A 23458-nucleotide genomic window follows, 5' to 3' on the forward strand; every position below is an offset into this window, starting at 1 on the left:
CCTCAGCCGGCGGTGCCGGTCGGTGCGGGGCCCGTCGCCGGCGCACCGCCCATGGCCTCGGTGGCGACCTGGTGCGCTGCGTCCCGGGAGGGCGCTGTCCGAGGCGTCCGCGCCTTGCCGGCGGAGTGGTGTGCGACGGCGGGGTAGCGCGCGATGGCGGGGGAGGGCGCGGTAGTGGGGAAGTGCGCGGCGGTGGGGAAGTGCGTCGGGAGCGCGCTGTGGCCCGTGTGCCGGGCGCTCAGGATGCCGGTGAGTGCTTCGGAATCGTCCCGCCAGGTGAAAGGCGCACGGTGGGCGGCACGCTGCCGGTGCTGCCGCTCGTCGGGGTATGGCACCAGGGGCCTGCGGACTTCGGAAGTGCACTCGAACGGACGGCGGTGGACGCGCCAGGCCGCCTCGGGCTCGCGCGGCTCCACCAGGGCTAAGTCGCCGTTGAGGAGAACTGGGTCAGTCGTCACGGCCGCTGACTCTACTGAGCCTCCGACCAATTCGAACAGGCCGAGTTGACGGAGAGTCGGCCATTGGGCGGGAAGCTCGATCGTCTGCGGACGAGATGGCCGGAACGCATCGCTTCCGGTGGCTGAGGGTCGTCGGGAGAGTGGCCGCCGACCGGGTGGCAACGGGCGGCCATCCAGGTGTCGAGGTATGACGAACGCTCGATCGTGATTCCCTTTTGTCGGATGTTATGGGCTTGTCAACGCCGTCCTCGGACCGCCGGTTCCGACGGCGGGCCGGGTAAGGAGAGCCGGATGAGCCGACAGTCCCCCCAAGCCGCCGCGACGTCCCACTCAGGCCGGTGCGGACCGACCGGGCCCGGACCCCGCAGAGTCGCCAGAGCCAGTGCCGTGACCCTGACCACCGCCCTGCTGCTGGGCTGGAACTCGACGGTCGGGTCGGGTATCGCCCGAGCGCAACAGAGCCCGGACGCCTGGACCGGCCAGGGCCGCGCGGTGCTGCCGTCGGGCCTCACCGTGGAGCTGGAGTTCTCGCCCGCGTCGGGCGTGAGCTCCACCGCCGCACCCGGAGTCCTCGCCGCCCGCACCCCGGCCGGCCACGGCGCGGCTCGCCCGGGCGGCAGTGCGGATGACGGGAGAACCGCCGGCTGTGAGCGGGCCTCGTCCGCGGCCGACGCCCGGGGCTACGCGGACGGGCCGCGCCCGCGGGCGGATCGGGCGCGGCGTCCGAAGGCGAGCCCGAGCGCGGACACGGGCCGGGAGTCGCATCCGGACACGGGTCGGGAGTCGCATCCGGACGTGGGTAGGGAGTTGCATCCGGACGTGGGTAGGGAGTTGCGCCCGAGTGCGGGTCGGGAGTCGCACCCGGACGTGGGTCGGGAGTCGCATCCGGACGTGGGTCGGGAGTCGCACCCGAGCTCGAACACCGGTACGGCGAAGGAGCCGTCGCCGGTGCGGTCGGACGCGTCGCCCGGTCGGAGCGCAGATGCTCAGCTGCTGCCGATCGTCATTCCGTCCGAGCAGGCTGCACCGTTCGCGCCCTCGGCGCCGGCTGCCGTCCTCCCCAAGTCGGCGGGGGCCGGCGGTACGTCCTCGGCCGTGCCGACGGCCGCGGTTTCGCCCGTTGCCTCGGCTTCTGCCGCGCCCGCTTCGTCGGTCGCGTCCCCGGCCGCAGGGCAGTCTGGCGGGCAGTCCGGGGCGAAGGCGGCTGCGGGCGAAGCTCCGGAGCAGCCCGAAGAGCGGCCGGTCCGCGCCCTCGCCGGTCCGCCGGACGTCCCGCCGGCGCTCGTCACGCACCGCACGTCCATGGACGCCTGGCGCAGCGCGCTCTGTACGGCCCTGTTCTTCCTCATCGCCGTAGGTCTGCTGGTCCGCCGGGGCCTTGGCCGGGCAACCGGCCGCCGCCGGCAGGGGTGGTAGGCGGGCGGCCTACACCGGCGCGGCTGTGACTGGGTCTTCAGGGTGACACTTTATCGGAAATGCCCAACTATGCCGGATATGTGCCTAACGCGGCATTTTGATGGACTGTCAGAGAAGTCTGCGTCCGGCGCCGCCCGGCAGATCCGGGCAGGCCGTCGCGCGACACACCGACCCTGAGGATCCGTGCATGGACGTCACCCGCGATTCTTCGCCACGACCCGACCCCCGGCTGCCGGGCAGGCCCGAGCCGCCGTCGGGCGCCGCCCAGTTCTACCGGGCCGTCGCCGAGGCGGCCGCCCGGCCGCCGACCGAGTCGGGCCGGAAGCCGGCCGAGGACGAGCTCGACATGGCCGACACCCTGCCGCTGGCCCGGTACCCGGCAGCGGACGGCGCCGACCGGCGAAGGCTGGCCGGTCCGTTCGCCTCGCCCAGCCCCCTGGCCGGTCCGTTCGCCGCGCCCAGCCCCCTGGCGGGGCCCGCATTTACCGCCCAGCTGGCCGATCTGGCCGGCCCGGCCGTCTCGTCCGGCCCTGACGCGCTGGACGAGACGGATACGGCGCGCCGCCCGCCCAGGAGCGACCAGTGGCCGTGTGAGTACCGCGCCCGCGCGATCCCCGGCTGGATCGCCCTGCTGGTACTGCTCTCCTCCGCCACCGCGCTGGCCGTGCTGCTCGTCCGGACCGGCGTCCTGCCGAGGCTCCCCGGGCTGCCGGACCTCCGCGGCGGCGGGCAGACCGGGTTCGGCATCGCCGAGTGGGCCGCCGCCTGCGCCGCCGGCCTGATCGCGGCGTCGGCCGCCTGCGGCCTGCTGGCGAACGGGGGCGGCCAGACCCGGGTGCTCACCCGCTGTGGCCGCTACCGGGGCACCGTCCGCCGGACCGGGCTGGTCTGGGTGAATCCGCTGCTGAGCCGCCGCGTGGTCGACGGGAGGCTGCGCCACTGGCGCAGCGAGCCGGTCGACGTCACCGACCGGGACGGAACGCCCATCGTGGTGAGGCTGCTGATCGTGTGGCGGGTGAAGGACACGGCCCGCGCCGTGATGGCCGTCGCCGATCACGAGCAGTACCTGCGCGAGCAGGTGCACGCCGTGCTCACCGTAACCGCCAGCGCGTTGCCGTGCGACAGCGACTCCGCATCCGGTCCCGCACTGCGTGACGGGGAGTGGTTCGCCGGCAAGTTGACCCGGGCGCTGGCCGCCGAGGTCGCAGCGGTGGGCATCGAGGTGTACTCGGTGCAGCCGCTCGCCCTCGACTACGCGCCCGAGGTCGCCGAGAGCATGCGCCGCCGCCGACTCGCCGACCTGGACGCGGACCTGCGTACGGTGCTCGTGGACGACGCGGTAGAGGCCGCCACGCTCGCGGTCCGGCGGCTGGAGCACGCCACCGCGCGCGAGCTGGACGAGGCGGCGCGCCGGTCGCTGACGGAGCAGCTGCTGGTTGCCTTCATGGCACCCGCGGGGGTCACCGCCCCGGTACCGGGCCCGGCCTTCCGGGCCGAGCGGAAGGAGGCGAAGCCCTAGTGAGGGCGGCCGCCGCACTCCCGGCCGACCTGGCTCGCGCCACCTGTGCGGCGGCGTTTGTACCGGCCGAGGGCCGCTGGGTCGGCCGGCACCGGCGGCCCTTCCCAAGGCGTCCGGAGACCATTTCGTACCCCTAGGGCCGCGGTCCGCCGCCGGAAAGCCCCTTGCCTGTCCACAGGCTGTGGACAGGCAAGGGGGGCGCCGCCCACCGCCCGTGGGACTCAGCCGGTCAGGCGGAGACGGAGTCCAGCAGCGCCAGCTCGTCCGCCGTCAGCCGCAGCCGCGCCGCCGCCAGCAGCGGAGGTAGCTGCTCGACGGTGCGCGCACTGGCGATCGGCGCGGCGACGGTCGGCTGGGCGGCGAGCCAGGCCAGCGCGACCGAGGCGAGCTCGGCGCCGTGCGCCTCGGCGACCTGGTCCAGTGCGGCCAGCACCTTGGGGCCGCGCGGGTCCTCCAGGTAGCGGGCGGCACCCTGCGAGCGGGCGCTCTCCACCGCGCCGCCGTCCGGCCGGTACTTACCGGTGAGGAAGCCCGAGGCGAGCGCGAAGTACGGCACGGCCGAGAGGCCGTGGGCCGCGACGGCCTCGGCCAGCGGGCCCTCGTAGGTGTCCCGGGAGACCAGGTTGTAGTGCGGCTGGACTGCGATGTACGCGGCCAGGCCCTCGCGGGCGGAGAACTCCAGGGCCTCGGTGAGCCGCTCGGCACTGATGTTGGACGCGGCGACGTGCCGGACCTTGCCCTCGCGGACCAGGGCGTCGAGCGCGGTGACGAACTCCTCGACCGGGACCTCCAGGTCGTCCCGGTGGGTGTAGAGGAGGTCGATGTGGTCGACGCCGAGGCGGCGCAGCGACTCCTCGGTGGCGGACCTGATGTTCGCCGTCTTGAGTCCGCTGGCCTCCGGGTGCGCACCGACCTTGGTGGCGATAACGATGTCCGCGCGATTGCCGCGGCTGCGGAGCCAGTTGCCGATGATGGTCTCCGACTCGCCGCCGGTGTTGCCGGGGACCCAGGCCGAGTAGACGTCGGCGGTGTCGACGAAGTTGCCGCCGCCGGCCGCGTAGGCGTCGAGCACGGCGAACGACTGCGCCTCGTCCGCCGTCCAGCCGAACACGTTGCCGCCGAGCGACAGCGGGGAGACGGCCAGGTCCGACGTGCCGAGGGTCACCCTGTGGGGAGCGTCACTGTGATTGTCGGTCATGACCGGATTCAACCCGATTGCCGCGCGCTTGCCTTCCAACCCGGCCACGTCTTCACGAGCTTGTCGTACGCGGGCCCGGCGAGTGGCCGTCAGTCCGGGGTGACGGGCTGGCATGCCCACTTCCGGGGGTCCGGGGTGTCCTTTGACCTCGCGGGTTGGCTAGAGTCCCTGCCATGGCTGACAACGACTACGACCCCGCCGGTAGCACCCAGATGTTCCGGGCGTTCGTGGAGGAGACCCCCGCTCCCCAGGCCCCGGGTTCCGTGTCCACGTACGGCAGCGCCTCCAGCAACAACCGTAGCGGTCTGATCATCGGCGTCGTCGTCGTGGCGATCGCCGTGGTGGCCGCAGTGATCTGGCTCGCCGTCAAGTAACCGCACCCGCCGTCGGACGGTTGCGACGGCCTGTTCCCCGTGCCTGGCGGATGGTCCCAGCGGGGCCGCCGCCAGGCATCCAGTTCCAGCTACCGGACCGGGGCGCTGACACCCGGTGCCCGGTCTCCGGCGAGCCAACTGTGCCGTCGTCAGCTCACGTCCGTCCGGGCGGCACCGGTCCGTCCGTTCCGGCACGCGACAGCGGTCGCCCCCCCGGCGAAGGCGGCGTGCCGCCCGTACGCGCCGGACTCCCCTCCGGCTCCCGGCGTCCGGCCCGGAGCGGTCCACCGTGCTCCGGTGCCTCCCCGAAGTCGCCCAATACACTGATCGGGTCGTACGAATTTTCGTACTCGTCCCCACCAAACCAACGCCCGTTCTCGTGCCGCTCACCCGTACGACCGTGCCTCCGGAGGACAGCCCGTGACCCAGCAGACCACCGAGACCGCCCGCAGCCTCGGCCTCAAGGGGGCGGCCAACGCCCGCGACCTCGGTGGCTACCGGACCCGGGACGGCCGCACCCTGCGGCACGGCGTCGCGCTGCGCGCCGACGCCATGAACCGCACCACCGAGGAGGACCGGGCGATCCTCGCTGCGGCCGGCCTGCGCATAGTCGTCGACCTGCGCAGCCTGGACGAGGTCCGCGAGGCCGGGCCCGACCGGATCCCCGGCCTGCCGGTCGCCGAGCTCGACGGGGCCGGCGAGTCCGTGCTGCTCGAGCCCGTGCCCTCCGTCGAGGCGGACGGCCCGGCCCTGCACCACGTGCCGATCTTCGCCGCCGACTTCGACATCTACATCGCCATGCGCCAGGCCCTCGCCGACCGCGACGCCGAGCGGCAGCGGGCCATCCTCGGCGACGGCAAGGCCGAACAGATGATGATCGGCCTCTACCGCTGGTTCGTCACCTCGCCGGTGGCCCGGGAGCGCTTCGCCGGCGTGCTGCGCCTGCTCGCCGCCCCCGACGGCGTGCCGATGCTCTTCCACTGCTCGGCCGGCAAGGACCGCACCGGCTGGGTCACCGCCCTGGTCCTCACCGCCCTCGGGGTCGACCGCGACACCGTGTTCCAGGACTACCTGCTCACCAACGAGCGCTCCGCCGCGCTGATCGAGCACATCGTGGACAGCTTCGGCACCCGTGGTCTGATGAAGGAGCCCAGCCTGCTGCTCCCGGTCTTCCTGGCCGAGCGGGTCTACCTGGAGACCGCCTTCGCCGAGGTCGAGGCAGGCTGGGACTCCTTCGAGCACTTCTGGCGGGACGGCCTGGGCCTGGACGACGAAGTCCTGGCCGGCCTGCGGCGCAACCTCCTCACCGACTGAGCAGCGGGACCGGCCGCCGGGCGGTCAGCTCTCGCTGATCAGCCCGGCGCGCAGCTGGGTCAGCGTCTTGGTGAGCAGCCGGGAGACGTGCATCTGCGAGATGCCGATCTCCTCGCCGATCTGCGACTGGGTGAGGTTGCCGAAGAATCGCAGCATGATGATCCGCCGCTCCCGCGGCGGCAGTTTGGCCAGCAGCGGCTTCAGCGACTCCCGGTACTCGACCCCCTCCAGCGCCAGGTCCTCGTAGCCGAGCCGGTCCGCCAGCGGGCCCTCGCCCTCCTCCTCGCCGGGCGTGGAGTCCAGCGAGCTCGCGGTGTACGCGTTCCCGACCGCCAGGCCCTCGACCACGTCCTCCTCGCTCACCCCGAGGAAGGCGGCCAGCTCGGTCACGGTGGGGGAGCGGTCCAGCTTCTGGGAGAGCTCGTCGCCGGCCTTGGTCAGCGCCAGCCGCAGCTCCTGCAGGCGCCTGGGCACCCGGACCGACCAGCTGGTGTCCCGGAAGAAGCGTTTGATCTCGCCGACCACCGTCGGCATCGCGAAGGTCGGGAACTCCACCCCGCGCTCCGGGTCGAACCGGTCGATCGCCTTGATCAGTCCGATGGTGCCGACCTGGACGATGTCCTCCATCGGCTCGTTCCGGCTGCGGAACCGCGCCGAGGCGTACCGCACCAGCGGCAGGTTGAGCTCGATCAGGGTGTCCCTGACGTAGGTGTGCTCGTCGCTGCCCATCTCCAGGGCGGCCAGCCGCTGGAACAGCGAACGGGAGAGTGTCCGGGTGTCCAGCGTCCGGCCCTCGGGGACGGCGGCGGGCAGCGCCGCGGGCGCGGGCCCGGACGCGGCGGGCTCGGGCACCGGTGGCGGATCACTCTGCAACAACACGGGAAACTCGGCGACCGTGGTCGTGCCCTGGATCTCGGCAGCGCCCAGCTCTGCGGACATGCACCCACCCCCTCGTGACTGACAGTACAACGGGCACTACCGAGCGACAGTTCCCGGCTGGGCGGCCCTCCAGCTCCATACCGGAACACGCGTCTCGGCAAACCCGACCGTCGCAAGATGTCACGTCGCAGTAACGCGCAGCAACCCCCCGGCGGGGTTCGGTTCACTCCTCCCAGGAGTTTCCGGTCCGCAGCCGGGTCAGGATCCTCGACAGTAGTCGGGAGACGTGCATCTGCGACATGCCCAGTTCGGTGGAGATCTGGGACTGCGTCAGGTTGGCGAAGAATCGCAGCATGATGATCCGCCGCTCCCGTTCGGGGAGTTGGACGAGCAGGTGGCGGACCATGTCCCGGTGCTCGACGTCGGTCAGCGCGGAGTCCTCGTAGCCGAGCCGGTCCAGCAGGGCGAGTCCGCCCTCGTGCTCCTGCGCGGCCTCCAACGAGGCGGCGTTGTAGGCCCGCCCGGCGTCCAGGCAGGCCCGGACGTCCTCTTCGGGAATCCGCAGGTTGGCGGCGATCTCGGGCACCCTGGGCACTCGGCCGTGCACCACCGTGAGTTCCTCCATGGCGCCGCTGACCTGCACCCACAGCTCCTGCAGTCGGCGCGGTACGTGCATGGTGCGGACGTTGTCCCGAAAGTAGCGCTTGATCTCGCCGAGGATGGTCGGCAGCGCGTACGTCGGGAACTGCACCCCCCGGGTCGGGTCGAACCGGTCGATGGCGTTGATCAGTCCGATGGTGCCGACCTGGACGATGTCCTCCATCGGCTCGTTCCGACTGCGGAACCGGGTCGCGGCGTAGCGCACCAGCGGAATGTTGATTTCGATCAGCGCGGCCCGCACCCGCTCGCGCTCCGGCGCGTCCGGTGGCAGTTCGCTCATCCGCTCGAAGAGGACCCGGGTCAGCGTCCTGACGTCCACCGAGCCGCGACCGGCGCCCGGCCGGCCGCCGGAGGATCCGGATGACCCCTCCTCGCCGGCCTCCGGCGCGCTGTCCTGGGTCCGCACGGAACGTCACCCTCCCTTGATCGACTATTCCGGTCCGAGCCACTGCTGCGCGGTCCTTGGGTCGTCCTCACCACCTCGCCAGGTCCGGCAAAACCGGTCATAGCATCACAAGTCGCTTGTAGTCCGGGCAAGCACCACATTTAGGCGTGTTGGCGGATCATTGGGGAGGGTCGCCGGTAGCCGAAGGCCCCCCGGGCTCAGTGGCGGCCGGGGGGCCTGGGGGTCGTACGGGTACGACCGGTGTTGTCGTCGGGGCCTCAGACCTCGATGTCGGCGATCACCCAGGTGGCGAACTCGCGCCACTGCGCCGCCGCGGCCTGGTGCGCCTCGTGGGTGAGGTAGGCCTGCAGCGCGTCGCGGTCGGCGACCAGGCTGTTGATCGCGTAGTCGTAGGCGATGTCGCGCTCGGTGGTGTTCCAGCCGCACTCCCACTCGTGCAGCTCGGGGATCAGCGAACCGAGTTCCTCGAAGGCCTTGGCTCCGGCGAGCACGCGCTCGTCGTCCTTGCCGACGCCTTCGTTGAGCTTGAAGAGGACCAGGTGCCGGATCACAGTGCCGCTCCTAGCGGTCGAGGTTGGTGAACCCGGTCACCGTATCGGCCCGGGCTCCGGCGGTGCAGCAGGGGGCGTATCGGTCACTTCACCAGTCCCGTCATGAAGGTCCCCACCGCCTTGGCGGCGTCCGAGATCCCCACGAATCCCGACTGCACCAGCTCCGCCGCCCTGGTCGGCGACGTGATGATCGTGTAGACCACGAAGATGAGCAGCAGGTACATGCCGATCTTCTTTGCCTGCGCCATCGCCCCGGCCTGCCTCCCTGCCATGGGCCGCCGGCCCTTCCCCGGGCGCCCCTCCGCTACCTGTTCGGCAGCTTATCCACCGGATGGCCGATCGGGTGACAGACGCGTTCGGCCGGTGGGACGAAGGTCCCGGCGACAGGGGCCTTTCTCCGGGTGCCCGGGCCCCGGCCGTGCAGCACGATGGGTGGTGTACCGGGGATCTGGCAGGAATCCCGCGGTGCATGGATCCGGAGCTCCCCGCTGTGGGACCGGGTGCCGCGGCTTCCCCCCGAGTGGCACCGGTTGTGGGACTCCGGCGGGGGAGTGGTTCCCCCCAAAGGCCGCTCCCCCCTCGAAGGCCGGCAGCGGCCGCGAGAACGGCTCCGCACTCCCGGGCGGTGGTGGTCACCCCCGGGCGAGCGCGGAGCCGTTGCCATGCCGGTCGTCAGCTCGTCGTACCGGCTTGGTCGTCGACGGCGGCTCAGGCCTCCGGAACGCCCTGGCCGTGCACCTGGTCCCACGCCTCGGACACGTAGCGCTCGCGCTCGGTCAGGGACAGCGAGGGGAAGTACTCCTTGAGGCGCTCCACCACGACCTGCTCGGGCTCGTTGCAGTCGTGCAGCAGGAATGCGGCCTTGTGAACGATCTGGCTCTCCATCAGCGGGTTCCTCCTGTGTGCACGCCCGCCCTGTGCCGACGATGCGGGGATCAGCATAGAACCCTCGGATGTACGACAAAGGGTCCGGACTGCCTTCAGTCCGGACCCTTTGCCAATTTATGGCGGTAGCGGTGGGATTCGAACCCACGGTGGAGTTGCCCCCACACACGCTTTCGAGGCGTGCTCCTTTGGCCGCTCGGACACGCTACCGAGGGGAACTCTACCGGACGGTCCCGTCAGGAACGAAATCCGTATCGGCGGAGGCCTCAGCGCTGGGTGTCGAAGAAGGCGCGCAGCTGCTCGGCGCACTCCTCGGCGAGCACCCCGGGGATCACCTCGGGGCGGTGGTTGAGGCGGCGGTCGCGGACCACGTCGAAGAGCGAACCTGTCGCCCCGGCCTTCTCGTCCAGGGCGCCGTAGACCACCCGGTCCAGCCGGGAGAGCACGATCGCCCCCGCGCACATGGTGCACGGCTCCAGGGTGACCACGAGGGTGCAGCCGCCCAGGCGCCACTCCCCGACCTTCTCGGCGGCCTGCCGGATCGCGACCATCTCGGCGTGCGCGGTCGGGTCGCCGATCGCCTCGCGCTCGTTGTGGCCACGCCCGATGACCGTTCCGTCGGGGCCCAAGACGAGCGCCCCGACCGGTACGTCGCCGGTGGCGGTGGCCAGCGCGGCCTCGGCGATGGCGAGGCGCATCCGGTCCGTCCAGCGGTCGCGTACCGGATCGGGGCGTACGGGGGCCGGGAGGGGAGCGATCTGCATGGCACCAGTGTCGGGCACCGGCGGGACGGTTACCGCACCGCCTCCAGAACCTCGCCGCAGCCGAGCGCCTCGGCGATCTCGGACAGCGCGTCGCCGGGGGCGGCGCCCTCGCCGCTGAGCTCGACCAGTTCGCCGGCGGTGATCCCGAGGTCGGCCAGCAACTCGAAGTCGCCGAGCGGGCCGACCGGCACCGCGCCGGATCCGGCGTCCCGCTCGTCCTCCTCCTCGTCCTCCACCTCGCTGTCGGCCTCGGCACCGGCGTCCTCGTCGTCCAGCTCCGCCACCAGGGTGTCGAAGTCGTCGTCGAAGTCGCTGTCACCGACCCGGTCCACCAGCTCGTCGGTGAGCACCGCGCCGTAGGAGCTGCGGGCCGCGGCGGCGCCGTCGGAGACGAAGATCCGCGGGTCGTCCTCGCCGTCCACCCGGATCACGGCGAACCACGCGTCTTCCTGTTCGATGAAGACCAGGACGCTGTCGTCGTCCTGGGCGGCCTCGCGGGCCAGGTCGGCCAGATCGGCCAGGGTCTCGACCTCGTCTAGTTCTGTCTCGCTCACGTCCCACCCGCCATCGGTGCGAGCAAGCACTGCAGCGAAGTACGCCACCAGGGACACTCCCAAGTTGGTCTCGGCTGTAGGCGATCACGGGCGAACGCGGCCTGGCCGCCCCCGCGCCGGAGGCGGTCCGCTGTTCGGACCGTCCCTCCGGCATCGTGACAGAAAGGCTGCCGCTGCGGGGGGTGTTCGGCAGCGCGTCTTCGCAGGTCGTGTCGGAATGGCCGGTCGAGGACGGACGGAGGGGTCGGTGGCTCCGTCAGATCCGGAAGGTTCGCATCCGCATCGCTTCGCGCATTCGGCGCTCCTTGGTGCGCCGGGGCTGCACCCGCTCGCGCAGCTCGCGCGCCTCGGCGAGTTCGCGCAGGAAGACGGCGCGCCGTCTGCGCCGCTCCGCCGGGGTCTCGGGGGCGCCCTGGGACTCGTCCGTCGAGCCGGGCTCGCCCGCCGCATCAGCGGCTGATGTTCGCGCCGGATTGCTCTTCATATGGTCCGACCTTCCCAGAAGTGTTCGGTTGATACCACGGGAAAGGTCTCGGTTCCGTCATAGGCCCGCGCTTCCGGCAAGTCGTACGTATGTGCCCAAGCCCGTTATCGTCGGACTATGCGTCTCCATGTCGTCGACCATCCGCTGGTCGCCCACAAGCTCTCCACCCTGCGCGACGAGCGCACCGACTCGCCGACCTTCCGGCGGCTGACCGACGAGCTGGTCACCCTGCTCGCGTACGAGGCCACCCGGGACGTCCGTACGGACCAGGTGGAGATCACCACTCCGGTCGCCGTCACCAACGGCACCCGGCTGAGCTATCCGCGTCCGCTGGTGGTGCCGATCCTGCGGGCCGGGCTCGGCATGCTGGACGGCATGACCCGGCTGCTGCCGACCGCCGAGGTGGGCTTCCTCGGCATGATCCGCAACGAGGAGACGCTGGAGGCGTCCACCTACGCCACCCGGATGCCGGACGACCTCTCCGGCCGCCAGGTCTACGTCCTCGACCCGATGCTGGCCACCGGCGGGACGCTGGTCGCGGCGATCCGGATGCTGATCGACCGTGGCGCCACCGATGTCACCGCCGTGGTGCTGTTGGCCGCGCCGGAGGGCGTCGAGGTGATGGAGCGGGAGCTGGCCGGGATGCCGGTCACCGTGGTGACGGCGGCGGTCGACGAGCGCCTCAACGAGAACGGCTACATCGTCCCCGGCCTGGGCGACGCGGGCGACCGCCTCTACGGCACGGCGGGCTGAACGTCCCTGAGCTGCGCCGAAACCAGTGAGCCAGTCGCACCCCGCAGAGCGGTGCGACTGGCTCACTGGTTTCGGCCGGCCTTCGACGGGCTTCAGCAGGTGCCCTGGCTCGGGGAGGGGGAGGGCTTGGTCGCGGCCTGGAGGGCGGCGGCGGCCTGGGCCGGCTCCAGGAGGGCTGAGTAGGTGTCGCCGATGACGAAGTCGACGGTGGCGTCGGTCCGGCTGTCCGTGGTGGTGGTCGAACCGGCGCTCTGGGAGCCGAGCAGGGTGGCCGCGCCCATCCCGGCCGGGCCGCTGATCACCTGGACGGTGCCGGGCAGCTTGCGGTCCAGGGCGGCCGGGGCGTTGCCGACCTTGCCGATGGTGAAGCCGCGCTTCTTGAGTTCGTCCGCCGTGCGGGCGGCCAGACCGGACTTGTCGGTGGCGTTGTAGACGTTCACCGTGACGGCTTGCGGCTGGGGGACGGCGGTGTTGGTCGCGGCCGGTGCGGCGGGGCTGCTCGCGGGGGAGCCGGAGGCGGCCGCCGAGGGGGCGTCGGAGGGTGCGGGAGAGCCTGACGGGGCGGGGGAGCCGGAGGCGGAACCCGAGGCCGCCGGTGCGGCCAGGGCCTTGCCGCTCGCGCTGGGCGAGGCGCAGGCCCGGGCGCTGGGCGACTTGCCCTTGCTGGTGAAGATCCCCACCAGCTGGACGCCACCGAGCGCGATCAGGGCGAGCGCCAGCACCGCGCCGACCACGGCCAGTACCTTGCGGCTCCTGCTAGGTGGACGCCCGAGGCGGGGATAGGACTTACCGGTGACCCGGTACTGCTTCCCCTTCAACCCCTGCGGAGTCAACATGCTCACGGTCAGTCTCCCCCTCTTGCCAGGGCAGGCTCGGTGATTGGTGCGGCCAGCGACAGATCCGTACCCAGCACACTAGTGCCGGAGCGGCTGCGGAGTACTGGATGATCATCATCTGGAGTACGAGGGCACTCGAAAGGATGTACCGGAGCCCCGAGCGTCGGACACCGGCGTGCGACTGATGATCAGGACGCGCGCAACCGGGGTTCGGTTCGCGTTCGATTCCTCGGATTTCCCGAGGTCAGTCCATCTCGAGCACGCGCGCGTGCAGCACCTGGCGCTGCTGCAGGGCCGCGCGGACCGCGCGGTGCAGCCCGTCCTCCAGGTAGAGGTCGCCGTGCCACTTCACCACGTGGGCGAACAGGTCGCCGTAGAAGGTGGAGTCCTCGGCCAGCAGGGTTTCGAGGTCCAGCTGCCCCTTGGTGGTCACCAGCTGGTCCAGCCGCACCGGACGCGGCGCGACGTCCGCCCACTGGCGGGTGCTGATCCGGCCGTGATCCGGGTACGGCCGTCCGTTGCCGATGCGCTTGAAGATCACACGGAAAGCCTACCGTCACGCCGCCCGGGGGCGCAGCAAGCGCGACGCAACCCCGAGGGAGAGGACGGGTGGCGATTGGTCGGCTTGGGACTCTTTTGTCGTCCCAGTTGTCGCCTTTCGTCTCCTCGTGCCGCTCGGAGGAGGGCGAAGCGGCGGCGGGTGCCGGGACAGCGTGCGGCCCGGGTGCCGTGTCGGGCACCCGGGCCGCGGGGAGCGGGAGCGGACCAGGATCAGGCGGTGATCTTGCCGGCCTCGACCAGGGCGCGCAGGGCGGTCTTCTGGGTGTAGACGAGCAGGGAGACCGTCACGGCGGCCATCACCAGGGCGAACAGGAGGTGCACCAGGACGGAGGTGAGGACGACGCCGATCACGGCCAGCAGGGCGTGGCTGCCCAGGCGCAGGCCGAGCAGCATGAAGGCGACCTTGCGGGTGCCCTTGCCGCGCCAGAGCATCTTCGCCAGCTTGAGCCGCTTGCGCATCATGGTGAACGAGACGATGAGGTTGGCCGCGAGCAGGGCCAGCAGCGCGGGCCAGGCCGCGGGGAAGGCGTGCAGGATGTCGTACGCGCCGGCCAGGACGCCCTCGAAGCCGAAGAACCAGGCGGGCAGCCGCATCTCGGCGACCGTCGGCAGGGGCTCGGCGGCGGGCGTGCCTTCGGCGGGGAGCTGTCCGACGATCACCAGCTGCTCGGCGTCGTTCTGCGGCAGGTCGGTGGCGGCGGTGCTGCTCATGGTGTTCCCCCGGAGACTGTGGTCCCGGCCTCGCGTCGCTCGCCCCGCCGGTGATCACGATTCTGCCGTCCGGCCGGTGCGGCACGACAGGCCGGTGCGTCACCGATCCGGCGTGACGGATGTCATGGGCCGGCCGTGCAGGGCCTGGCCGATCCGGTCCAGCGAGGACAACCGCATCAGACCGTAGTTGTAGAACTCGACCTCGGGAACGCCGAGTTCGCGTAGGGTGCGCAGCTTGGCGGCCAGGTTGTCCGCTCCGTCGCAGTCCTCGGCCATCGGGCGGAGGACCACCGCCATCGAGTCGGGCCGCACCCCGTGCAGCGCGAAGGCGGAGACCTGCTCGCGGAGCGCCTGCGGGGTCTTCACGTACCCGAGGGTCTCGATCCGGTGGGTGGCCCCGGCGAGGGCGGGCAGGTCGATGCCGGACAGCCAGCCCCTGCCCGGGCCGGCGGCGTCCATGAAGGTCAGCCGCATGCCGTGCTCGGCAGCCGCCTCGGTCACCTCGGCCGCGAGCGCGGTGACCGAGCGGGCGGCCGCGTCCAGGTACGCCGCCAGCGCGCCGTCGGCCAGCCGGTCCAGGGCGGCGGGCTCGGCGGCGCGGCGCTCGTCCGCGAGACGGGCGCGCAGCTCGTCCTGGACGGCCTGCCGGACCTCGGCGGCCGGGACGCCGGCCGCGGCGGCGGCTGCCTGGCAGTGCGGGCAGAAGCAGATGCCGAGCAGGGCCTCGGCCACCGGACCGAGCTCCTCGAAGTACCGCTCGTGGTGGTAGCCGTGGCGCAGGCCGTGGAAGTGCAGCGACTCGGCGCGGATCGCGTCCACGCCGTACCGGGCGAACTCGCCGACCAGGGTGGTCGCGTACTCGCGGACCTCGGGGTTGGCCGGGCACAGCTCGGTCAGGTGGCGGTCGCCGAAGGCGTTGGCCGGGGCGGTGTCGGGGTGGCTGAAGCCGAGGCGGTCGTTGTGGCAGAAGACCGTCCAGGCGTGCAGCTTGAGGCCGCGCCGCCGCGCCTCGGCCGCCGCCTCGGCGAACGGGTCGCGCTCGCCGATGGCGGCGGCGGGTAGAGGGGCGAGCCGGCGGCCGGCCCAGCGGGCCGGGTCCGGACGGAAGTAGGCGGCGCCGGGCTCCAGGTAGCGGACCACCCGGCGTGGGTTGTGCGGGAAGACGTCGCGGGCCTGGTGGTAGACGGAGGCCAGGGTGACGCCGCCGACGCCGGCCCGGTCGTTGAGGTTGCCGAAGAAGGTCTCGGCGCCCTCGTCGATCAGGTCGGTGGCGAAGGCGAGGACGGACGACTCCACGGGGCGGCTCCGGCTGGGTGGTGCGGTACGGGCTGTCACGCTAGCCGGGCTGCCGGGATTGGTCTATACCTAGTCGCCCGAGTGGCGGTGCTCAGAGGCCGAGGTCGTCGAGTTCCTTGAGCAGCTGGGCGCGGTCCGGGTCGGCGCTCCCGGGTGCTGCGGCCGGTGCGGTGACTGCGGCCGGTGCGGTGGCCGCGGCGCCGCGGGTGCGGGTCCGGTCGCGGAAGAGCCAGGCGCCCGCGAGGCCGCCGACCAGTCCGCCCAGGTGGGCCAGCCAGCTGACGCCCGGGGTGCCGGGGACGGCGGTGGTCAGGAGGTAGGCGAAGGAGGCGCCCATCACCAGGCCGATCAGGGAGTCGATCAGGTTCCGGTCGAACAGGCCGCGCAGTACCACGTAGCCGAAGTACCCGAAGATCACGCCGCTCGCGCCGACCGTCACCACGTGGTCGCGCTCGAACAGCCAGACCGCCGCACCACTGGTCAGCGCGACCAGCAGGGTGAGGCCGAGGAACTTCTTCACCCCGCGGTACGCGGCGAGGAAGCCGAAGATGAAGAGCGGTCCTGAATTGCCCTCCAGGTGCTGCCAGTTGACATGGAGGAAGGGGGCGGCGAGGACGTCGGCCAGCCGGCTCGGGCGGTGGGCCACGATGCCGTAGTCGACGGTGAGGCGGTAGTCGTCGGCCCAGTTGGCGAGTTGGACCGCCCAGACCGCGCAGAGCAGGGCGAACATCGTGAAGAACGCCCGCCGGGCCTCGGCGATCATCCGGGCGGGGTCGAGTACGGGGGAACTGTCCGTGGCCATGCCTTCGACTCTACGGCCGACTCCTACACTGCTGGGTGGTTATTCACCGCCCGACGAGTTGAAGAAGGTGCTGTGATGAGCGTCCGCCCACCCCTGCCGTACGAATTCCTGCCCCAGGTCCCATCGTTCGAGCTGACCAGCCGTGATCTGACGGATGGTGCCACGCTCGCCGACACCTTCACCTACGCCGGCGGGAACGAGTCGCCGCAGCTGGCCTGGTCCGGCGCCCCGGCCGGGACCCGGAGCTTCGCCGTCACCTGCTACGACCCCGACGCGCCGACCGGCAGCGGCTGGTGGCACTGGCTGGCGCTGAACCTTCCCGCCGACACCACCGAACTGGCGCGCGGCGCGGGTGCGTCGGACGGCGCCCTGCCCGGCAAGGCATCCTTCCACGGCCGCAACGACTTCCCCGGCCACAAGTACGACGGCGCGGCCCCGCCGCCCGGCCCGGCCCACCGGTACGTCTTCGCGGTCCACGCGCTGGACGTCCCGGCCCTCGACGTCAACCCGGACACCCCGGCGGCGGCGATCGGCTTCAACATCACCTTCCACACCATCGCGCGCGCGCTGATCACCGCGGAGTACGCCTCCGGCTGAGGCCGCCCGGAGCACCTCGCAGGCCGCCCCGAATTCCCTTATCCGGAATTAGAATTCGGGGCGGTCCGGGTTTTCCGGATTTCGCCGGTGCGGAAATGTGCGGAAACTGCTCGGCAGGGTCCGGCAGGGCCCGGGGAAGTACACTGTCGGCGCCGAGCAGCACTACCGAGGAAGTCACAGCCGCCATGTCACTGACCGGGAAGCACATTCTGTCCAGCGATATCTTCGACCGGGACGAACTGGAGCGGCTCTTCGAACTCGCCGACGTCCTGGTGCCGGTGGCCCGGGGTGCGCAGGTGACCCGGGTGCTGGAGGGGGCGGTGATGGCCAGCCTCTTCTTCGAGGCGAGCACCCGTACCCGGCTGAGCTGCGAGACCGCGTTCCTGCGGCTCGGCGGAGCGGTGACCAGCACCACCGGTGCGGAGGTGACCTCGATCTCCAAGGGCGAGTCGTTGGCGGACACCGCCCGGGTGGTCAGCGGCTACTGCGACCTGGTGGTCATGAGGCACCCCGAGGTCAGCTCGATGAACGAGTTCGCGGCGGCCACCAACGTCCCGCTGATCAACGCGGGCAACGGCGCCGGTGAGCACCCGACCCAGGCGCTGCTCGACCTGTTCACCCTGCACCGCGAGTTCGGCCGGCTGGGCAAGAGCATGGACGGCCGCCGGATCGCCCTGGTCGGCGACCTGAAGCACGGCCGTACCGTGCACTCCCTGATCAAGCTGCTCTCCCAGTTCGAGGACCTGACCATCTCCTGCGTCTCCCCGACCGAGCTGCGGATGCCCTCAGAGCTGCTGGAGCTGGTCGCGAGCCGGGGCCACCGGGTCGAGGAGAGCACCCAGCCGAGCAGTGGCCTCAAGGACGCGGACGTGGTCTACGCGACCCGGCTGCAGACCGAGCGCTTCAAGGACAAGCCGCTGCCGTACAGCGACGAGTTCCGGATCGACCGCGCGCTGGTGGACCGGGTCTGCCTCGACGACACGGTGATCATGCACCCGCTGCCGCGCGACAGCCGCCCGGGTGCCAACGACCTGAGCACCGACCTGAACCAGGACCCGCGGCTGGCGATCTTCCGGCAGACCGACGCCGGTATCCCGATGCGGATGGCGCTGTTCGCTTCGGTGCTCGGGGTGGACCGGCAGGTGCGCACGGCGATGCGTCCGTCCACCTGGTACCGGCCGGAGTACACCGGGCCCGACGACGCGCCGTTCTACCGGGACTGAGGCGAACGGGCCACTTCGACGGCGAGCGCCCTCGGGGGGTGCTCGCCGTCAGTCCGTCTCGTCGTCCTGGGGCGGGGCCTCTTCCATGAGGCGTTCGGCGATGTCGTCGACCCAGGCCTGGGCCCAGGCGCGGAGCCCGGTCCGGGCGTCCTCGTCCAGGCCGAGGGCGGCGAACTCGCGGTCGTCGATCCAGTCCGCCCGGGCGAGCCGAGCCTGCAGTTCGGTGAGGTCGAACTCGCCCCGGGCGTGCCGGCGTCCGAGCTCCTCCAGTTCCGGGTGGCTCCAGTGCTCGGCGGCCGCGTGCACGTCGACCAGGTCGCGGGCCAGGCCCCGGTCGGCCAGCGCGCGGACCCTGGTACCGACCACGTCCTCGAGCGCCAGCACCGGCCCGTACTCGGTGTGCACCACGGGACGCCAGAACACCTCCTTGAGCAGCTCGGCCTCGCACCCCTGAGCGGTCACCGGATCCGTCACCGCCAGCCGGGCCGACACCGGCCCCGTCCCCAGTCGCCGCACCGTCCAGCCGCACGCGGCCAGTCCCGCGCCGACCTCCGCCGCGATCTCCGCCATCGGCACCGGGCTCTCGGTGGCCACCCCCAGGACCTCGGCGGGCCGGTCCACCAGGCCGTGGACCCGCACCGCGCAGCCCCCGCCGAGCGCCAGGGCGTACGGTGCGCCGACCGCCAGCAGGTCCGCCAGCAGCAGTTCGTGCACCGGGCTGAGCCTCATGCCGGGCGCTCCGCCGCGGGCGGGCACAGGATGGAGGGATGGTGCGCGATCATGTCGCTTCCTCGTGTCTGCGGTCGGTGGGTTACGACGCCCGGGCGCAGGTACTGGAGCTCGAGTTCGTGAGCAGCGCCGTGTACCGGTACACGGCGGTGCCCCGGCGGGTCCACCGGGAGCTGCTCGACGCGTCCAGCCTGGGCCGGTACTTCAACCGGGCGATCATGGGGCGGTACGAGTACCGGAAGGTGGCCTGACCCGGGCGGGTCAGGCCTTCCGCCGGCCGGCGGGGGCCTGTTTCGCGGCCGAGGCCGCCTTCGCCTCCCGCTTGGCCTGCTGCTTGAAGGCGCGGACCTTCTCCAGCGACTCGGGCCCGGTGATGTCCGCGACCGAGCGGTAGCTGCCCGCCTCCCCGTACGCGCCGGCGGCCTGGCGCCAGCCCTCCGGTGTCACGCCGAACTGCTTGCCCAGCAGGGCCAGGAAGATCTGCGCCTTCTGTTTGCCGTAGCCGGGCAGCGCGGTGAGCCGGTCCAGCAGCTCGCGACCGGAGGCGGCGTCGCGCCAGACCGCCTGCGCGTCGCCGTCGTAGTGCTCCACCAGGTACTGGCACAACTGCTGGATCCGCTTGGCCATCGCCGCGGGGTAGCGGTGCACGGCGGGCTTCGCCGAGAGCAGGGCCGCGAAGGCCTCCGGGTCGTACGCGGCGATCCGGTGCGGGTCCAGATCGTCCTCACCGAGCCGCTGCGCGATCGCCAGCGGGCCGGCGAACGCCTTCTCCATCGGGACCTGCTGATCCAGCAGCATGCCGGTCAGTGCGGCGAGCGGGCTGCGGCCGAGCAGTTCGTCGGCCTCGGGCTGCTGCGCGAGCCGAATGGTGTCGTCCATACCCGCGATTCTCCCCGCCCGCGTGCGGCGTGTCCCCGCTCAACACGCGAGCCGGCCGGATGCGCGGGCGCCACTCGGTATGACGGTGATCACACCCGCATCGGTAACCGAGGGGCAGCCCTCATCACGTCTCTGTGTTCGGGGCGCTCTGTCCCCAGGAGCGAATCGGAGACCGGACTGTGCGAGCTCACCAAGGTGGCGGGACCGAGGAGGAGCTGCCCGGTCGGCGGCCGCAGGGTCGGCGGCGGGTGGTGTGGCGGCTGGACTACCCGCGCCGGGGGCGGCAAGGGGTCCGCCGCTGGCTGCCGTCGTGGCGGCAGCTGCTCCTGGTGCTCGCCGTCGGGACGACCGCGCTGACCGGGTGGGCGACCTGGTTCTACGTGACCACCGAGGTGCCGGACGACCTGAACTCCTTCGCCACCCAGCAGAACAACGTCTACTACTGGGCCGACGGCACCGAGATGGCGCGGGTCGGGGAGATCAACCGGCAGGAGGTGCCGCTCGGCCGGGTGCCGGAGTCGGTGCAGTGGGCCGTGCTGGCGGCCGAGAACGAGACCTTCTACTCGGACCCCGGAGTCTCCCTCAAGGGCATCAGCCGTGCGATCTACAAGATGGGCTCGGGCGGTGACACCCAGGGCGGCTCGACCATCACCCAGCAGTACGTCAAGAACATCTACCTGAACCAGCGCCAGGACATCTCCCGCAAGCTCAGCGAGATCGTCATCGCGGTCAAGCTGGACCAGCGGATGAGCAAGCAGGACATCCTGGCCGGCTATCTCAACACCAGCTGGTTCGGGCGCGGCAGTTACGGGATCGAGCGGGCCGCCGCCGCGTACTACGGCAAGGACGTCTCGCAGCTCAATCCGAGCGAGGCAGCCCTCCTGGCGACCCTGTTGAAGGGGGCGGGGCAGTTCGACCCGACGCTGAGCCCGGAGAACCACAAGCGGGCCGTGGAGCGGTGGTCGTACATCCTGAACCGGATGGTGAAGGTCGGCAAGCTCTCCGCCGCCGAGCGCGCCAAGTACACGGTGTTCCCCGAGCCCAGGCCCCAGCCGAAGGCGGCCGGGCTGACCGGCCAGGTCGGGTACCTGGTGGACATGGCCAAGACCTATGTGGAGGGCCACACCGACATCACGCCCGCCCAGTTCGACCTCGGTGGCCACCAGATCTACACCACCTTCGAGAAGCCGAAGGTCACCGCGCTGGCCGCGGCCGTGCAGGACGCCACCAAGGACATCGATCCCGACAGTCGCGACTCGGACAAACTCGTCCGGGTCGGCGCCGCCTCGGTGGCCCCCGACGGGCGGATCGTCGCGCTCTACGGCGGACCCGACTACCTGAAGCAGGGGTTCGACAACGCCAACACCTCGACGGTGCCCGTCGGTTCGGCCTTCACCCCGCTGGTGTACGCCGCCGGCCTCGGCCAGGGGGTGCAGCGCCAGCGCATCGGCAGCCGCACACCGGTGCTGCCGACCGCCATCTACAACGGCGACAACGGTGTGAACGTGATGACGCCGGAGGGGCCGTACTGGGGACGCGACGGCCAGATCGTGAAGACCGTCAACGACGGCAAGCGGAACTGGGGTCCGATCAGTCTGCGGACCGCGGTGGAACAGTCCGTCAACGGGCCGATGATGCAGCTGGGCATGGACGTCGGCCTGGACCGGGTGCAGAAGACCGCCACCGATCTGGGCCTGCTCCCGGACAGCATCGGCGAGTTGGTGCCGGCCTTCGCCGCCGGCAACTCCACACCGAGCGCGATCAGGACCGCCGACGCCTACGCCGCCTTCGCCGCGGGCGGACGGCACACGGACCCGTACTCGGTGCTCAAGATCACCCGCAATGGCGCGCCGATCGCGCTGCGGCTGCCGACCGCCGTCCAGGCGCTGACGCCCAAGGTCGCCGGTGACGTGGACGCCGCGCTCAAGGGAGCGGTGCGCACCGGGAGCGCCAGGGAGGCGGCCGCCGCAGGTCCGGACGTGGCCGGCAAGGCCGGCACCACCGCGGACCGTACGGCGGGCTGGTTCGTCGGCTACAACGGCCAGGTGTCCACGGCCGTCACCCTCTTCCGGGCGGACCTGAAGGACATGAAGCTGCTCTCGCTGGAGGGCCTCGGCGGCGCGAGCCCGGACACCCCGGACTCCGCGCTGCCGACCCGGATCTGGACCTCGTACATGAAGGTGGCCGGCGGCCGGTAGGGCGTCCTCGGCGGATCCTTCCGGCCCGGAAGGATCCGCCGAAGACGCCCCGGGGTCACTTGACCAGGCGGGACCAGTCGGCGGGCTGCCCGGGGTCCAGCTGGCGCAGCTTGTCCAGCACCTTGGGGTCCTGGGCGTCCATCCAGTCGGCGACCTGGCGGAAGGAGACGCAGCGGACGCCGTCCCGCTTGCAGACGCTCTTCATCACGTCCTCGATGGCCTGCATGTAGATGCCGCCGTTCCAGGTCTCGAAGTGGTTGCCGATGAAGAGCGGGGCCCGACTGCCGTTGTAGACCCGTTCGAAGCCGGCGAGGTAGCTGTCGCGGGCCTCCTTCTCCCAGCCGGCGTACTTCTTCGGGTCACCGTTGGTGCTGTCCCCGGACTGGCTGGCGAGGAAGTTGAAGTCCATCGAGAGGCCCTGGGAGGACCTGTAGGGCAGCATCTGGAGCGGGAAGTTCCAGATACCGTTCTTCTTCGAGGGCCAGACCTGGAACTCGCCCGGCGAGCTGGCGTCGTACCGGAAGCCGGCCGCCTTCTCGACCGGGAGCAGGTTGTTCTGGCCCTCCAGGCAGGGGGCGCGGCCGCCGACCAGCTCCTTGGTGTAGTCGAAGGGCAGCGGCGCGAGGTCCTTGAAGCCGGTGTTGGTCTTCCAGTTGGTCACGAAGGAGACCGCCTGGTCGAGCTCGCTCTTCCACTCCTCGGTGCTCCAGTCCTTGCCGCCCTTGTCGCCGCAGAAGTGGCCGTTGAAGTGGGTGCCGATCTCGTCCCCGGCCTGCCAGGCCAGGCGCAGCTGCTCCAGGGTCTCCTTGACGTGGGCGTCGGTGGGGAAGTCGATGGCGGCGGCGCCGACGTCGTGCTGCGGCGGGTGGTAGAGCGCCCGCTTGGAGTTGGGCACGGTGTAGATGCCGGTCAGGAAGAACGTCATCTGGGCGTTGTTCTCCTCGCCCAGTTCGCGGAAGCGCGAGAACAGGTGGTCGTCGTTCTCCAGCGCGCCGTCCCAGGAGAACACCACGAACTGCGGCGGCTTCTCGCCGGGCTTCAGCTTCTCGGGCTTTGGCTGCTTGGGCTGCGGCCCGGTGTCGGAGGTGGAGCCGTCACCGAGCACCTTCACCTTGCCGTCCCAACTCGGCGAGGGGCTCGGACTGCCGGACGGAGCCCCGCTCTGGACGGGGGCCGGGCTCGGTGAGACGTCGGCTGCGGTCGGTCTGTCCTTGGAGCCGGAACCTCCTGTGGTGGCCAGGGCGAGGGCCGCGACGACCCCCACCGTGAGCAGGACGGCCGCGCCGCGCGCTGTCCGCACCGTCGCCCCCGTTCTCCGAATAGCGGTCAGATGGTGTTCGGAAATTCAGTCATACAGTGTGAATATGAGAACACTTTGACCCTTATGTGTCGAGGGAGCAGATGCGGGGCG

At 71.4% G+C, this 23458-nt stretch carries 27 protein-coding genes and 1 tRNA gene; 9 read left to right on the plus strand and 19 right to left on the minus strand.

The features are described 5' to 3' along the window. Positions 1-2: 2 nt before the first annotated feature. Positions 3-458, minus strand: coding sequence for a hypothetical protein (locus ABD369_RS14715; RefSeq protein WP_344636823.1), 456 nt, complete (start codon positions 456-458; stop codon positions 3-5). A gap of 387 nt (positions 459-845) precedes the next feature. Here ABD369_RS14715 and ABD369_RS14720 point away from each other — a divergent pair, with 387 nt between their 5' ends. Together ABD369_RS14720 and ABD369_RS14725 are read left to right on the plus strand one after the other, a co-directional pair. Then, positions 846-1874 carry a hypothetical protein gene (locus tag ABD369_RS14720; protein WP_344636824.1) on the plus strand — a complete coding sequence of 343 codons (1029 nt, stop codon included), beginning with the start codon at positions 846-848 and terminating at the stop codon, positions 1872-1874. Positions 1875-2061: 187 nt separating this feature from the next. Continuing rightward, the gene (locus ABD369_RS14725) at positions 2062-3393 is read left to right on the plus strand and encodes an SPFH domain-containing protein (RefSeq protein ID WP_344636825.1); all 1332 of its coding nucleotides are present in this window, start codon (positions 2062-2064) and stop codon (positions 3391-3393) included. 229 nt (positions 3394-3622) lie between these two features. Here ABD369_RS14725 and ABD369_RS14730 read toward each other — a convergent pair whose 3' ends face one another. Next, positions 3623-4591, minus strand: a complete 969-nt coding sequence (locus tag ABD369_RS14730) for an aldo/keto reductase (protein ID WP_344636826.1) — start codon at positions 4589-4591, stop codon at positions 3623-3625. Between the two features lie 173 nt (positions 4592-4764). Here ABD369_RS14730 and ABD369_RS14735 point away from each other — a divergent pair, with 173 nt between their 5' ends. Together ABD369_RS14735 and ABD369_RS14740 are read left to right on the plus strand one after the other, a co-directional pair. Then, the gene (locus ABD369_RS14735) at positions 4765-4965 is read left to right on the plus strand and encodes a hypothetical protein (RefSeq protein ID WP_344636827.1); all 201 of its coding nucleotides are present in this window, start codon (positions 4765-4767) and stop codon (positions 4963-4965) included. Positions 4966-5385: 420 nt separating this feature from the next. Continuing rightward, positions 5386-6279, plus strand: a complete 894-nt coding sequence (locus ABD369_RS14740) for a tyrosine-protein phosphatase (RefSeq protein ID WP_344636828.1) — start codon at positions 5386-5388, stop codon at positions 6277-6279. A 24-nt stretch (positions 6280-6303) separates the two neighbouring features. Here the strand turns inward: ABD369_RS14740 and ABD369_RS14745 are convergent, their stop codons facing one another. From ABD369_RS14745 to ABD369_RS14785, 9 genes are all read right to left on the minus strand, one after another. Further along, complete coding sequence (locus ABD369_RS14745; protein WP_344636829.1) at positions 6304-7218, minus strand: RNA polymerase sigma factor SigF; 915 nt, start codon at positions 7216-7218, stop codon at positions 6304-6306. 163 nt (positions 7219-7381) lie between these two features. Then, a complete protein-coding gene (locus ABD369_RS14750; RefSeq protein ID WP_344636830.1) occupies positions 7382-8224 on the minus strand; it encodes an RNA polymerase sigma factor SigF in 843 nt (280 codons plus the stop codon). 257 nt (positions 8225-8481) lie between these two features. Then, positions 8482-8775: a Dabb family protein gene (locus ABD369_RS14755; RefSeq protein ID WP_344636831.1), complete on the minus strand. Its 294-nt coding sequence runs from the start codon at positions 8773-8775 to the stop codon at positions 8482-8484. Positions 8776-8858: 83 nt separating this feature from the next. After that, positions 8859-9047, minus strand: coding sequence for a hypothetical protein (locus tag ABD369_RS14760; protein WP_344636941.1), 189 nt, complete (start codon positions 9045-9047; stop codon positions 8859-8861). Between the two features lie 436 nt (positions 9048-9483). Continuing rightward, positions 9484-9660, minus strand: coding sequence for a hypothetical protein (locus tag ABD369_RS14765; RefSeq protein WP_344636832.1), 177 nt, complete (start codon positions 9658-9660; stop codon positions 9484-9486). A gap of 120 nt (positions 9661-9780) precedes the next feature. Next, positions 9781-9870, minus strand: a tRNA-Ser gene (locus ABD369_RS14770). 56 nt (positions 9871-9926) lie between these two features. Further along, positions 9927-10424, minus strand: coding sequence for a tRNA adenosine(34) deaminase TadA (gene tadA / locus ABD369_RS14775; RefSeq protein ID WP_344636833.1), 498 nt, complete (start codon positions 10422-10424; stop codon positions 9927-9929). 29 nt (positions 10425-10453) lie between these two features. Further along, entirely contained in the window at positions 10454-10978 is a 525-nt protein-coding gene (locus tag ABD369_RS14780) for a tRNA adenosine deaminase-associated protein (protein WP_425557622.1), read from the minus strand. A 256-nt stretch (positions 10979-11234) separates the two neighbouring features. After that, positions 11235-11462 carry a hypothetical protein gene (locus ABD369_RS14785; protein WP_344636835.1) on the minus strand — a complete coding sequence of 76 codons (228 nt, stop codon included), beginning with the start codon at positions 11460-11462 and terminating at the stop codon, positions 11235-11237. A gap of 117 nt (positions 11463-11579) precedes the next feature. Between ABD369_RS14785 and upp the strand changes: the two genes are divergently transcribed. Next, positions 11580-12215 carry a uracil phosphoribosyltransferase gene (gene upp, locus ABD369_RS14790; RefSeq protein ID WP_344636836.1) on the plus strand — a complete coding sequence of 212 codons (636 nt, stop codon included), beginning with the start codon at positions 11580-11582 and terminating at the stop codon, positions 12213-12215. A 92-nt stretch (positions 12216-12307) separates the two neighbouring features. Here upp and ABD369_RS14795 read toward each other — a convergent pair whose 3' ends face one another. From ABD369_RS14795 to ABD369_RS14815, 5 genes are all read right to left on the minus strand, one after another. After that, a complete protein-coding gene (locus ABD369_RS14795) occupies positions 12308-13051 on the minus strand; it encodes a LytR C-terminal domain-containing protein (protein ID WP_344636936.1) in 744 nt (247 codons plus the stop codon). Positions 13052-13295: 244 nt separating this feature from the next. After that, positions 13296-13592, minus strand: a complete 297-nt coding sequence (locus ABD369_RS14800) for a type II toxin-antitoxin system VapB family antitoxin (RefSeq protein ID WP_344636837.1) — start codon at positions 13590-13592, stop codon at positions 13296-13298. A 230-nt stretch (positions 13593-13822) separates the two neighbouring features. Further along, positions 13823-14323, minus strand: coding sequence for a hypothetical protein (locus ABD369_RS14805; RefSeq protein ID WP_344636838.1), 501 nt, complete (start codon positions 14321-14323; stop codon positions 13823-13825). A gap of 99 nt (positions 14324-14422) precedes the next feature. After that, on the minus strand, positions 14423-15619 hold the full coding sequence (locus ABD369_RS14810; RefSeq protein ID WP_344636839.1) for a hypothetical protein: 1197 nt from the start codon (positions 15617-15619) through the stop codon (positions 14423-14425). Positions 15620-15710: 91 nt separating this feature from the next. Continuing rightward, on the minus strand, positions 15711-16421 hold the full coding sequence (locus ABD369_RS14815) for a rhomboid family intramembrane serine protease (protein ID WP_344636840.1): 711 nt from the start codon (positions 16419-16421) through the stop codon (positions 15711-15713). Between the two features lie 75 nt (positions 16422-16496). Here ABD369_RS14815 and ABD369_RS14820 point away from each other — a divergent pair, with 75 nt between their 5' ends. Then, positions 16497-17018 (plus strand): YbhB/YbcL family Raf kinase inhibitor-like protein, encoded by a 522-nt coding sequence (locus tag ABD369_RS14820; protein WP_344636841.1) that lies wholly within the window; start codon positions 16497-16499, stop codon positions 17016-17018. Between the two features lie 185 nt (positions 17019-17203). Next, on the plus strand, positions 17204-18241 hold the full coding sequence (gene pyrB, locus ABD369_RS14825) for an aspartate carbamoyltransferase (RefSeq protein WP_344636842.1): 1038 nt from the start codon (positions 17204-17206) through the stop codon (positions 18239-18241). Positions 18242-18289: 48 nt separating this feature from the next. Here the strand turns inward: pyrB and ABD369_RS14830 are convergent, their stop codons facing one another. Further along, entirely contained in the window at positions 18290-18970 is a 681-nt protein-coding gene (locus ABD369_RS14830; protein ID WP_344636843.1) for a nucleotidyl transferase AbiEii/AbiGii toxin family protein, read from the minus strand. A gap of 38 nt (positions 18971-19008) precedes the next feature. On the opposite strand from ABD369_RS14830, the gene ABD369_RS14835 reads away from it, so the two are divergent. Continuing rightward, a complete protein-coding gene (locus ABD369_RS14835; protein ID WP_344636844.1) occupies positions 19009-19221 on the plus strand; it encodes a KTSC domain-containing protein in 213 nt (70 codons plus the stop codon). A gap of 10 nt (positions 19222-19231) precedes the next feature. On the opposite strand, the gene ABD369_RS14840 is transcribed toward ABD369_RS14835, so the two are convergent. Beyond that, positions 19232-19849, minus strand: a complete 618-nt coding sequence (locus tag ABD369_RS14840) for an HhH-GPD-type base excision DNA repair protein (RefSeq protein ID WP_344636845.1) — start codon at positions 19847-19849, stop codon at positions 19232-19234. A gap of 179 nt (positions 19850-20028) precedes the next feature. On the opposite strand from ABD369_RS14840, the gene ABD369_RS14845 reads away from it, so the two are divergent. Further along, positions 20029-22047 (plus strand): transglycosylase domain-containing protein, encoded by a 2019-nt coding sequence (locus tag ABD369_RS14845; RefSeq protein ID WP_344636846.1) that lies wholly within the window; start codon positions 20029-20031, stop codon positions 22045-22047. A gap of 55 nt (positions 22048-22102) precedes the next feature. Here ABD369_RS14845 and ABD369_RS14850 read toward each other — a convergent pair whose 3' ends face one another. After that, entirely contained in the window at positions 22103-23347 is a 1245-nt protein-coding gene (locus tag ABD369_RS14850) for a hypothetical protein (protein WP_344636847.1), read from the minus strand. Positions 23348-23458 lie beyond the last annotated feature (111 nt).

This window comes from Kitasatospora cystarginea (assembly GCF_039533515.1).
Classification (GTDB): domain Bacteria; phylum Actinomycetota; class Actinomycetes; order Streptomycetales; family Streptomycetaceae; genus Kitasatospora; species Kitasatospora cystarginea.